Consider the following 13077-nt stretch of genomic DNA (forward strand, 5'->3'; position numbering starts at 1 on the left):
TCAGCTTTTTAGAGGTCGAATTTGATCCCTTGAGCCAATGGTAATTCGGTGGTATAATTAATGGTATTTGTTTGTCTTCTCATATAGATCTTCCAGGCGTCACTTCCACTTTCGCGTCCTCCTCCGGTGTCTTTTTCTCCTCCAAAAGCTCCCCCGATCTCTGCTCCACTGGTGCCAATATTAACGTTGGCAATACCACAATCGCTACCAGCATGGCTGAGGAAGCGTTCGGCCTCGCGAAGGTTATTGGTCATGATAGCCGAAGACAATCCCTGGGCTACTCCGTTTTGAATATCGATGGCATTCTCTACATCGCCACTGTATTTCAGCAGATATAGAACAGGAGCAAATGTCTCATGCTGAACAATCTCGAAATCGTTTTGAGCTTCGGCAATTGCCGGTTTAACATAGCATCCGCTCTCATATCCTTCTCCTTCCAGCACTCCGCCTTCTACGACCAGATTTCCTCCTTCTTCCACAACTTTGCGTAAGGCATTCTCATACATGGCTACTGCATCCTTATCAATTAAAGGCCCTACATGATTGTTCTCATCCAGCGGGTTACCTATGCTCAATTGTCCGTAAGCCGCAACCAGGGCATCTTTCACCTTATCGTAAATACTTTCGTGAATGATCAATCTTCGAGTGGAGGTACATCGTTGTCCGCAGGTTCCCACAGCTCCGAAAACCGCTCCAATTACCGTCATCTTTATATCCGCATCCGGGGTCACGATGATAGCGTTGTTTCCTCCCAGTTCCAATAAGGATTTTCCTAATCGTTCACCCACTGTTCTTCCAACGATCTTACCCATGCGGGTCGAGCCTGTAGCAGAGATTAGAGGGACGCGTTTATCGGTTGTCATAAACTCTCCTACTTTGTAATCTCCGTTAATAAGACAGGAGATCCCTTCAGGAAGGTTGTTCTCGGCAAATACTTTAGCCGCGATCTTCTGGCACGCGATCCCACATAAGGGCGCCTTTTCGCTTGGCTTCCACACACATACATCTCCACAGATCCAGGCCAGGGCTGTGTTCCAACTCCATACAGCTACAGGAAAATTAAAGGCCGAAATTATCCCAACTACGCCTAACGGATGGTATTGTTCGTACATACGATGACCGGGCCGTTCGCTGTGCATGGTAAGGCCATGCAATTGCCTTGACAAACCAACGGCAAAATCGCAGATATCGATCATTTCCTGAACTTCTCCAAGACCTTCCTGATAGCTTTTTCCCATTTCATAAGAAACAAGTTTCCCTAGTGGTTCTTTCAATCTGCGTAATTCTTCACCAAATTGCCTTACCACCTCACCGCGTTGCGGTGCTGGCATAACACGCCAGGCTTTAAAAGCCTCGAGGGCAGTAGACATCATTTGTTCGTATTCTTCTCTGGTGGTTGTAGTTACTTTTCCTATAAGCTTTCCATCTACGGGAGAATAGGACGAGATGGTTTCGCCTCCGGGCATCCATTTTGTTCCAGTGGAAGTTCCATAATTTACTTCTTCAACGCCTAATTGTTCAAGCGCTTCTTCTATTCCAAAGGAAGTTGTTGCAGTTAACATATGTTATAATTTTATTGCTGAATTTATACCTGCGAAGTTACGTATTCCAAGTGTAATTAGAAACGATCCGGCATTGTTTCATCACAATTCAGGGCTGAACCATTTTCACAACCCATTCATTGTTCTTTTTGCTGAAAAGCGTACGACGATGCAGCCGGGTATCCATGAACTCCATAAACTCGAACCGGGTGGGCTCCACCTTGAAACCGCACCAGTTCTCAGGCCTGGCAATAGACTCATTATAGCGGCTGGCCAAGGCCGCATCAAATTGGTCCTTGAGGTCTTCCCAGGAGTTCAGGTGGGCACCCTGTTGGCTGATGGTGCTTACCAACTGTGCTGCCTTATCACGCCTCCTGAATAAAAAGTCTGAATGTTCATCGGAAGTTGTAGCGGCGATCCCCTGTACCCTTACCTGCCTTTTGGATTCTTCCCACCAAAATGTAAGAGCAGCATGCGGATCGTTGCTGATTTCCTTTGCTTTCAGGGATTCCCGCGTTCCTCCGAATATCAAAAACGGAACTTCTATCAGTTTTAAAGAGAGAAAACGGGCATTGGGAAAACCATCCAGGCCATTTGTGGAAAGTACACATGCACCCGGGTGTGCAGACTTAGTATGTGTGGAGTGCTCATGAAACCAATTAGTAAAAACCACGAAAGGATCGGGTTGTTCCGGAAGATGAGAGATGTCCTTCATTAATCGTCACCTACAAAGCGTTCATCGGCTTCCATCACCGTTCCGCAATTATCACAGGTACGGAGTTCTTTCGAACCGTAGAACTCTTTAAAATGTTTCAGAAAATCTTTTTCTATATCGTGCAGCGGAAAATACACCTCGTGTAATTTGTTATTACAGTTATCACAGAACCATAGCAATCCATCTTTAGCATCCAGATCGACACGCTTGCGTTCTACAACCAATCCTATTGATCCCTCACTTCTGGCCGGAGAATGCGGCACTTTAGCCGGATGAAGATACATGTCTCCAGGTCCAAGTTTCATAACCTTTCGCTCCCCGTCTTCCTGTATTATTACCTCTATATTCCCTTCCAGCTGATAAAATAGTTCTTCCGTTTCATTATAGTGATAATCCTTTCTGGCATTGGGACCTGCTACTACCATCACAATGTAGTCTTCGGCGTCTTTGTATAAATTCTTATTGCCTACAGGAGGTTTCAGAAGGTCTCTGTTTTCTTCAACCCATTGGGTTAAATTGAAAGGTTTTGGAATAGCCATTGCCGTATCTTTATGTTAATTCATAAAAATACGGCAATTGGAGAACTTATAAAAAAAGTAGTGCTATTTTCTATAGAAGAGCTGAGTAAAATAGTAATCTCCTCTTCCGTTGGGAATGATCCCAAATCCGGAATGTGTAAACAATCCTTCGATGATCTTTCTGTGTCCTGGACTATTCAACCAGGCATTTACCACATCCTCTGCGGTGTTGTAACCGTAGGCCACATTCTCACCAACGATCGTGGCTCCCCTGTCTTTAAGACCCTGAGAGCGAACACCAAAATTATCATGGCTTAGTTTCGATTTTTGGATCATGTACTGTGTATGCTCAACGGCGTAAGCCGATGCATACGTTTGATCTCTTTTTAATGCAGGTAATCCCATTGATTCTCGGTGTTGGTTTACCAGAACGAGAATGGCATTTGCCATTTCCCAATCGGTTTCCATGGCAAGGTTAAGGTCAATGGAGTAGTTTGCCTCTTCGACAACTACCGTTTCGTCTTTAGAGCAGGATACTATGGTAGTAAAAAATACCATAGCCAGTAGGCTGTATTTTACAAGTTTCATAAGCGGGGGGCATCAAATTTGGGGCATGATGCTTGACAAATATAGAAAAAAAAACATGCAAAAGTGTATTTCAACCTATTTTTTATGCATTTCATCGATGAAATGCACAGTTCGTGTAAGAAATAATTGATTATTAAATAGGGCTCTCCTTCGGAAAACATTGGTTTTTGTGGTATCTTCGGAATTCAGCTAAAAAATGTGTCATGGCTAAAATTTTTTCACTTTTATGTGTTGTTTTACTGTTTTTGAGTTGCGAAAACGATAAAAAAGCGGCAGAAAATGGCCCAGATCCTTCCGAAAAATCCGAAGAAAACGCATCAACTTTTGGAATCGTAATTCACGGCGGTGCCGGGACCATTTTGAAGGAGAATATGAGCGATTCCCTGGAGGATGCCTTTAAGGCAAAACTGGAAGAAGCAATTCGCGTGGGACACGATATCCTTGCCAGAGGTGGTACGGCTATGGAAGCAGTCACTAAAACAATAAATGTGATGGAGGACTCTCCCCTGTTCAACGCCGGAAAGGGTGCGGTCTTCACACACGAAGAAACCAACGAGTTGGATGCCTCTGTCATGGATGGGGCCACACTTAATGCAGGTGCGGTAGCAGGTGTTACCAGGATAAAAAACCCCATCGATCTTGCACTAGAGGTTATGAATAATTCTCCTCACGTAATGCTAAGCGGAAAGGGAGCCGAAGTTTTTGCTGCGGAAAGAGGTTTTGAGTTGGTGGATCCTATGTACTTTTATACAGAAAGAAGGTTTCAATCTCTTCAAAACGTTAAGAAAAGAGAAAGCGAGAACAAGATTTCCGTGATTGAAGATCCCTTTATAAAAAATTCTAAGTTCGGGACTGTTGGATGTGCGGCCCTTGACAAAAATGGAAATTTGGCCGCCGGAACTTCAACCGGTGGTATGACCAATAAACGCTGGAACCGCATAGGTGATGCTCCCATCATTGGCGCCGGAACCTATGCCAACAACTCAACTTGCGCCGTTTCTTCCACAGGTTGGGGTGAATATTTTATCAGAGCCATGGTAGCCCATGATATTTCGGCCATGATGGAATATAAGGGGGTAAGCCTGCAGGAAGCCGCTTCAGAAGTAATTCAGAAAAAAGTCCCTGAACTTGGTGGTGACGGAGGTATTGTAGCTATAGATAAAGACGGCAATGTTGCGATGGAATTCAATACAGCAGGTATGTATCGAGCGCATATGAACGCCAAGGGAGAGCTTATAATTGGCATCTATAAGGAATAGTTTTCTATGAAACCGTATTACGCAGTCATCTTTACCAGCCTACTTTCAAATAACACTGAAGGCTATCAGGAAATGGCCATTAAAATGGAAACCCTTGCCAAAAAACAGCCCGGATATCTTGGTTTTGAAAGTGCCAGGGAAGACCTTGGGATCACCATAAGCTATTGGGAGAGTTTGGAAGACATAAAAAACTGGAAGCAAAATCTGGAACATTTAGAGGCTCAGCACCTGGGGAGAAATCAGTGGTATCGCTGGTATAGAACAAGAATTTGCAGGGTAGAACGAGAGTACGAATTCGAGCCTTAATTCGCCTGCCCTATTGTTAAACTTCTCCCAAATGTTAAAAGTGCATATACCAAGCAATCTATCCTCGCCGTTCAACTTTTAACCCTTTCCCACCCAGCAGACGATTTTACGTATTTGGTAAACAGTGATTTATTCATCTTTTGCCAACGAGACCGCCTTTGTGCTACCACCCTTTTATTGTACTTTTAATACTACTAAACCATCGATTATGAAATCATTGCTTCGCCTGGCTGCAATTACTGCTATTGTTCTTTTACATGCCTGTAAGGACAAATCTGAAACCTCTCAAACAGACAACCTTTTTAAATTCAAAGATTATATTACCCATCATACGTATGGCAACCAGAGTATAGCTGCTCCCATCCGTATAGAGCTTGCAAAGCCATTAGAGCAATTCGAACTTACCGAGGAGATCGACCCATCTTATTTGAAGATCCATCCTAAAACCGATGGCACTTTACTTATCGAGAATAGTACAACCTTAATTTTTCAGCCTAGCGAGTATCTCAAGCCGGACACAGAATACACAATCACCGTTCAGTTGGGGAAACTCTATAAAGACATAGGTAAAGAATTTAAGGCATATACATTTGCCTTTAAGACCATTACCCCAAATTTAAAACTGGATCTAGACAATCTTCAGTCTTATAGCAAGCAATGGCAGTATGTGAGTGGTTCTCTGGAAACCTCGGATGTGATCACCCTGGACAAGGCTAAACAACTTGTTACTGCAGTACAGGAGGGGAAAAAGCTAAAAATAAAATGGCCCGCCGAGGACGAGGCCGCCCGATATTTCAACTTCACCATAGATAGCATTCAGCGAAAGATGGATGACTCGAAGATCACCATCAGCTGGGATGGAGATCCTATCGAAGCCCAATCCAAAGGCAGCGAGGATTTTCCTATCCCGGGCCAGAACAATTTTAAGGTTGTAGGCGTGGAAAGCACTCATGCCCCCCAGGCTTCCCTTACCGTAAATTTTTCAGATCCACTACAGGAAGATCAGGATTTTGCCGGTTTGGTGACCATTGAAAATGCCGATAACTTACGTTTTGAGGTAGATGGTAATGTACTTATCGCTTATCCGAATACTCGTCTTACCGGAACTTCGCGGGTAACTCTCTTTAGTGGTATAAAGAACACCGAAGGATTTAAACTGAAAAAAGAATTTTCCGAACTGATCTCCTTCGAGCAGCTAAAGCCTGCGGTTAGACTTCTCTCTGATGGAGTGATCCTTCCCAATGCGGCCTCAACTCCTTTATATTTTGAAGCGGTGAACCTTAAAACAGTTGATATTAGGGTTATACAGATCTTCGAAAATAATATGCTGCAGTTCCTGCAAACATCAAATCTCAATAACACCAGTAGTTACAATATACGAAGAGTTGGCAGGCGTGTGGCTTCTACTACAATGTCCTTAGAAGAGGACGGTATCACTTCGGATGGATCCTGGAAAGCCTATGCGATCAATCTTTCCGAATTTTTTAAAGCAGATCCGGGAGCACTCTACCAGATAGAATTTAGTTTCAGTAAAGAAGATAGTGGTTACGATTGTTCTAATGCAGAAGACGGCGATCCGAACGACGATTATATCGAATATGCAGATGCTTCCAACCTGGACGAAAATGAACGCGAAGAACGATATTGGGACAACGAGATCTATCGCTGGAGAACCTATACCTATAACTGGGAGCAACGGGACAATCCTTGTCATGCAGCCTATTATAATGAGGATAGGAATATCACAGCAAATGTAATGGGTAGCGATCTGGGTCTTATTGTAAAGAAGGGTAAAAATCGCTCCTATCATTTCGCCACGTCCAATCTTATTACGGCCAATCCGGAATCCTCGGTAAAGATCAAATTATACAACTATCAGCAGCAACTTATTCATACCGTAACTACCGATAAAGATGGTTTAACCGTTTATGACAGCGACAAGAACATTGCCTTCGCAGTAGCTCAAATAGGATATAATTATGCCTATGCGAAACTAGAGGACGGTAACGCGCTTTCCTTGAGTAAATTCGACGTTTCGGGTAAAGAACTACAAAAAGGATTGAAAGGATTCCTTTATACCGAACGAGGTGTTCATCGGCCGGGAGACAGCATCCATCTCACTTTTGTACTAAACGATCTTGCAAATCCGCTTCCGAAGGGACATCCTGTAACATTACAACTAAAGGACGCCCGGGGAAAACTGGTAGAACGAAAAGTGATCAATGGCCGGGGGACTTCCGATGGTATTTCCGAAAATAATTTTTACTACTTCCCCTTAGCTACCGATGCAGCCGCTCCTACCGGAAACTGGAACGCTACTGTTAGTGTAGGTGGTGTGACCTTTGGTAAAACACTGAAAGTCGCCACGGTAAAACCAAATCGCCTGAAAATAAAATTAAATTTCGATGATGAAATCCTCGACGCTACCAAACCAGTTACCGGTAATGCCGAAGTCCTATGGTTACACGGAGCTCCAGCCCGGAATATGAAGATCGAGATGGAAGCCACCTTGAGATCCACCTCAACGGCCTTTGAAAAATTTAAGGGTTATACCTTCAACGACCCGGTGCGAAATTTCGATGAAGTCGAGATCCCGTTCATAAACACTTCTCTTTCAAACGATGGAAGGGTAAACTTTTCAGAAGCCTTTAATATTAGTAAAAAAGCCCCGGGTATGTTACGCGCAACCTTCTTAACAAAAGTGTTTGAAGGTGGCGGTGATTTTTCTATAGACGTGATTTCAAAAAACTTGTCTCCTTACAGCCATTTTGTAGGATTGCGTTCTCCAAAACCGCATCGGTATGGTTCTTATTTTACAGACGAAAACACACAATTCGACCTGGCGACCGTAGATGCCCAGGGGAACCCTGATGGTAATAGAACAGTAGAAGTTCAGGTATTCCGCATTGAATGGCGATGGTGGTGGAGCAGAGGGCGTGAAAATTTGTCGCGATATGAAAATGCACGCGTGCATCGTCCTGTAAAGAAATTTAAGGTGACTTCAGACGCCGGTGGGAAAGCAACCTTCGATATCAATATTCCTGAAGATGAGGGTGGTCGATATCTTATCAGGGTATTAGATATAGAATCCGGCCATGCCACAGGACGGGTGGCCTACTTCTACAGAAACTGGTGGAAACAACCAGCCGACGGGGATGCCGAAAGTGCACAAATGCTGGTTTTTTCAGCAGATAAAGAATCGTATAACGTGGGCGACAAGGCAACCATAACTTTCCCATCCGGAAGTGAGGGACGTGCCTTGATAAGCATAGAAAACGGCACCGAAGTCCTCTCTACTCAATGGATAAAAACTACAAAGGGAGAAACCACCACCAGTATCGAACTCACAAAGGAAATGACACCAAATGTGTATGTGAACATTTCGCTATTACAACCTCATGAGCAAACTAAAAATGACCTCCCCATACGGCTTTACGGAGTAATTCCCCTTTTGGTGGAAAATCCGGCAACCAGGCTTCATCCCGTTCTGGATATACCCAAGGTCTTAAAGCCAGAGGAGAATTTTACGGTTAAAGTTTCTGAAGAAAACAAAAAACCGATGACTTATACTATCGCCATGGTAGATGAAGGGTTACTGGATCTCACAAGATTTAAAACCCCCGAGATTCATCAGGCATTTTATTCGCGTGAAGCACTGGGAGTGAAAACCTTCGATATATACGATTACATTATTGGGGCATACTCCGGCAGTGTGGATAATATTTTTGCCGTAGGAGGTGGCGATGAAGCAGCCGGAGCAAAAAACCGAAAAGCAGACAGATTTAAGCCGGTAGTAAAATTTCTGGGGCCGTTTACACTCGAAAAAGGCCAAACAGCCTCTCACAATATTAAAATGCCAAATTATATTGGATCGGTAAGGACTATGATCATAGCTGGTGATGACAAGCTAGGAGCCTACGGAAAAGCTGATATAACCACCCCGGTTAGAAAACCCCTAATGGTACTGGCGTCGCTGCCTCGAAAATTATCTCCGGGTGAAAAAGTAACACTGCCGGTTACGGTGTTTGCTATGGAGAAAAAGGTTAAGAATGCTCGAATCACCATAAAAACGGGAGATGCACTTAAAGCGATCGATGGAACAGAAAAAAATATTTCGTTCTCCGAACCGGGTGAACAGATCGTGAACTTCGAATTCGAGGTTCTTCCTGCTGCCGAATTTCAGACCATAGAAGTCACCGCGACTGGAAGTGGAGAAAAAGCGAGTTATCAAGTGGAGATCGATGTTGAAAATCCTAATCCTGTTTCTCAAAAATCTACCTTGTATACCTTAGACCCTAATGCAGTGCAAACTATTACATTCGATACTTTTGGGGTAGCCGGTACAAATAAAGCTACGCTGGAATTTTCCACGCTACCTCCAATGGACTTTAACAAACGGATGGGTTATCTAATTAGGTATCCTCACGGCTGTATTGAACAAACTACTTCCGGTGCGTTTCCGCAATTATACCTGGACGACATTTTCGACCTTACTTTCGATAAGAAAGAGCAAATGGAGCGTAATGTAAAAGCTGCCATCAAACGCCTTAATAATTTTCAAAGAGCCGGTGGAGGGCTGAGTTACTGGCCCGGAGAAAGTGAAATTGACGACTGGGGTACCAATTATGCCGGCCACTTTATGTTGGAGGCTAAAAAACAAGGGTATGCCCTACCCATAACTTTTCTAAGCAATTGGTTGAGTTACCAGAAAAGTGCTGCCAGGCAATGGAGAAGTAATAGTACTTCGTACAATTCCAGTCATATTCAGGCGTACAGACTGTTTACCCTGGCATTGGCTGGCCAGCCGGAACTTGCCGCAATGAACCGATTGCGCGAATCTGGTAAAATGAACAATGACGCTAAATGGAGATTAGCGGCTGCCTATGCCCTTGCCGGCAAGAAAAAGGTGGCTGAAGATTTAGCCGGAACGGCTAATCTGAATTTCGAATCCAATAGATATAATTATTACAGCTATGGATCGCCATTTAGAAACATGGCTATGGCTTTGGAAACAATGACGATCCTGGAGGATCCAAAACAAAGGGATCTATCTGTATCCTTGGCAAAGGGACTTTCTTCCAATACATGGTATAGCACACAGGAAACTGCCTTTGCCCTGCTGGCACTTTCTAAAATGATCTCGAAAAATGGTGGAAAGGCGATAGATATTTCCTTCACCAATAGTGGAAAAAAAGAGGTTTTAAATACTAAGAACGCCATGGCCGAACGTGATCTGGATATATCTATGGGATCTAATAGTATAACGATATCAAACAACCAGGCAAATGTGGTATATGTGAACTTATCGCAGCAGGGTAAATTACCCCTGGGTGATGAACTTACTGCACAGCGAAAGCTGGCGCTGAAAACTCAGTTTCTCGATGGTGAAGGCGCGCAAATGGTAGTTTCGAATCTTAAACAAGGTACAGAGATCACCATGAAGATAGGGGTGACAAATACCTCTAACGACTACATAGATAATATTGCGCTCTCACAGATCCTACCCAGTGGTTGGGAAATTGTAAATACAAGCTTTACCGAGCTAGGCGGAGGTGCAAAAGGTAATGCACGATACACCGACATAAGGGATGACAGGGTAAATTTCTATTTTGATCTTGCAAAGAAATCAACAAAGACCTTTACAGTTAAACTTAATGCCTCCTATTTAGGCACCTATTATCTTCCAGGTACCCAGGCCGAGGCTATGTACGACAATACATATTACGCTAGAACTAAAGGAACCTGGGTTGTGGTTGAGAGATAATGAGAGTAACGAGTTCCAATATCGCACACAGGCTTTATCGGCATAAAGTAAAAATTTCAATATGCCTGATATTGTTCGGCCTATGGTTATTTTGTCTGCCGGCCGAGTTTTTCACCAGCCCCACCTCTACTGTGGTAGAAAGTAGGGAAGGAGTTATGCTGGGTGCCCGTATCGCGGATGACGGACAGTGGCGTTTCCCAGAAACAGATTCGATCCCGTATCGCTTCGAGCAATGCATACTTCATTTTGAAGATGAATATTTCTATGTTCATCCAGGTATCAATCCTGTTTCCATGGGTAAAGCTTTGTGGCAGAATCTCACTACCGATAAGCGAAGAGGTGGTAGTACCCTGACACAGCAGGTGATTCGCCTCTCCCGAAAGAATAAGCCGCGGACCTATTTTGAAAAAGGTATCGAGATTTTAATGGCCACGCGGTTGGAAGTCGGTTATTCCAAGAACGACATCCTGAAAATGTATGCTTCACATGCGCCCTTTGGAGGCAATGTGGTAGGCCTGGAGACAGCAAGCTGGCGCTATTTCGGCCTTCCGGCATCCGAACTAAGCTGGGGGCAATCGGCTTCTTTGGCGATTCTACCTAATGCTCCTTCTCTTATTTTCCCGGGTAAAAATGAAGGTGTTCTAAAAAAGAAACGCGACCGCCTGTTAGAGAAACTTTACACTAAAGGAATTATAGATCAAACAACCTACCAATTGGCATTGGACGAATCCCTACCAGGGAAACCCCTGCCTCTACCTGAAATTGCCTTACACCTTACCGAACGTATGAAAAGGGAACACCCGGGTGAACGAGTAAAAACCACAATTTCGGCAGAGCTGCAAAATAAATTGAATCGTATCGCGGCACAGCAACATTACACCCTTAAGCAGAATGAAATACACAACCTGGCTGTTCTCATTCTCGATGTAGATTCCAGAGAGGTACTTGCCTATCTGGGTAATGCGCCTACTACTCTTGAAAACAACAAATATGTAGATATTATTGACAAATCGCGTAGCACGGGCAGCGTACTAAAACCCTTTTTATATACCTCCCTGCTGAATAACGGAGAGTTACTTCCCAACAGTCTCGTGGCCGATATACCTACTGTCATCAACGGTTATAGCCCTGAAAATTTCGATGGTGAATTTAACGGTGCAGTACCTGCCAGCATAGCTTTATCCAGATCCCTTAACGTACCCGCTGTACGAATGCTTCGAACCTATGGTTTGGACAGATTCCATCGAAGATTGCAGGAATTGAATTTTAAGAGCATTGACAAACCTGCAAATTACTACGGACTCTCACTCATCTTGGGGGGAGCAGAGAGTTCGTTGTGGGAAGTGACAAATGCTTACGCAAGTATGGCAGCTACTTTAAATTTTTTTAATGGTAGTTCCAGCGAATACACTTCAGCCTCATTTAAAAGGCCTCAATTTGTTAAAAACAATAGCCATAACACCGACAAAATATCCGGCGACCCCATAGTTTTTAATGCGGCGGCTATCTATAAGACCCTTGAAGCGCTTCAGCAGGTAAATCGCCCACAAGGGGAGGAAAACTGGAGTTTTTTTAGTAATTCCCAGCCAATTGCATGGAAGACGGGCACCAGTTTCGGATTTAAAGACGCATGGGCGGTTGGAGTAACACCGCGTTATGCTATAGGTGTTTGGGCAGGGAATGCCGACGGGGAAGGAAGACCCGGGTTAACCGGTATTCAGGCTGCGGCACCCATATTGTTCGATGTGCTCGATGCACTTCCAAAAAGTGATTGGTTTGCAATTCCGTACGACGAGATGATCGAAAGTGAAATTTGTGTGAAAAGTGGATATCTGGCCGGCGTTAATTGTGAATCGGTAAGTCGCGAATTCATTCCTAAACTCGGAACCCGAACGTCTCCTTGTAATTACCACCAACAAGTATTCCTGGATGCAGAAGGCAGACATCAGGTTAATTCCTCCTGCTACCCTCTAGCCAACATGCAGCAAAAAAGCTGGTTCACACTTCCTCCGGTTATGGAATATTACTACGCTAAAAAACATCCGGAATATATCCCGCTGCCGGAATTTAGAAGTGATTGCCTGCAGGATGGCGAACAGCTTATGGAATTTATCTATCCCAAAAGAAATGAGGCCATAGTTTTGGCCAGGGATTTCAATGAAAACATAAACGACATTATTTTAAAAGTAGCTCATAGATCGTCTGAGACCAAATTATACTGGTATCTAGACTCACGTTTTATAGGAATGACAGATACCTTTCACGAAATAGCCTTGCAGCCCGTGCCCGGAAATTTTGTTTTAACTGTTGTGGACCAGGAAGGCAACCAGATCCATCGAAAATTAGAAGTGTCTGTAGCTAGTGGTTCCTAAGTCTTTTTCATTAT

General features: G+C 43.9%; 8 protein-coding genes. 4 read left to right on the top strand and 4 right to left on the bottom strand.

Annotation, left to right across the window (positions count from 1 at the left end; all coding sequences use genetic code 11):
* Window positions 1-8: 8 nt before the first annotated feature.
* The 4 genes from amaB to C5O00_RS04785 form a co-directional block, all read right to left on the bottom strand.
* Window positions 9-1562, bottom strand: a complete 1554-nt coding sequence (gene amaB, locus C5O00_RS04770) for an L-piperidine-6-carboxylate dehydrogenase (protein WP_105215412.1) — start codon at window positions 1560-1562, stop codon at window positions 9-11.
* Window positions 1563-1650: 88 nt separating this feature from the next.
* On the bottom strand, window positions 1651-2256 hold the full coding sequence (locus C5O00_RS04775) for a pyridoxine/pyridoxamine 5'-phosphate oxidase (protein WP_105215414.1): 606 nt from the start codon (window positions 2254-2256) through the stop codon (window positions 1651-1653).
* On the bottom strand, window positions 2256-2795 hold the full coding sequence (locus C5O00_RS04780; RefSeq protein WP_105215416.1) for a 3-hydroxyanthranilate 3,4-dioxygenase: 540 nt from the start codon (window positions 2793-2795) through the stop codon (window positions 2256-2258). The genes C5O00_RS04775 and C5O00_RS04780 overlap by 1 nt, the downstream gene beginning before the upstream one ends.
* 63 nt (window positions 2796-2858) lie before the next feature.
* Entirely contained in the window at window positions 2859-3362 is a 504-nt protein-coding gene (locus C5O00_RS04785; protein WP_105215418.1) for a CAP domain-containing protein, read from the bottom strand.
* A gap of 203 nt (window positions 3363-3565) precedes the next feature.
* Here C5O00_RS04785 and C5O00_RS04790 point away from each other — a divergent pair, with 203 nt between their 5' ends.
* From C5O00_RS04790 to pbpC, 4 genes are all read left to right on the top strand, one after another.
* On the top strand, window positions 3566-4621 hold the full coding sequence (locus tag C5O00_RS04790; protein WP_105215420.1) for an isoaspartyl peptidase/L-asparaginase family protein: 1056 nt from the start codon (window positions 3566-3568) through the stop codon (window positions 4619-4621).
* Between the two features lie 6 nt (window positions 4622-4627).
* A complete protein-coding gene (locus C5O00_RS04795; protein ID WP_105215422.1) occupies window positions 4628-4927 on the top strand; it encodes an antibiotic biosynthesis monooxygenase family protein in 300 nt (99 codons plus the stop codon).
* A 208-nt stretch (window positions 4928-5135) separates the two neighbouring features.
* A complete protein-coding gene (locus tag C5O00_RS04800; protein ID WP_105215424.1) occupies window positions 5136-10691 on the top strand; it encodes an alpha-2-macroglobulin family protein in 5556 nt (1851 codons plus the stop codon).
* Window positions 10691-13063, top strand: a complete 2373-nt coding sequence (gene pbpC, locus C5O00_RS04805) for a penicillin-binding protein 1C (RefSeq protein WP_105215426.1) — start codon at window positions 10691-10693, stop codon at window positions 13061-13063. The genes C5O00_RS04800 and pbpC overlap by 1 nt, the downstream gene beginning before the upstream one ends.
* The last annotated feature ends 14 nt before the right edge of the window (window positions 13064-13077 follow it).

Source organism: Pukyongia salina (genome assembly GCF_002966125.1).
Classification (GTDB): domain Bacteria; phylum Bacteroidota; class Bacteroidia; order Flavobacteriales; family Flavobacteriaceae; genus Pukyongia; species Pukyongia salina.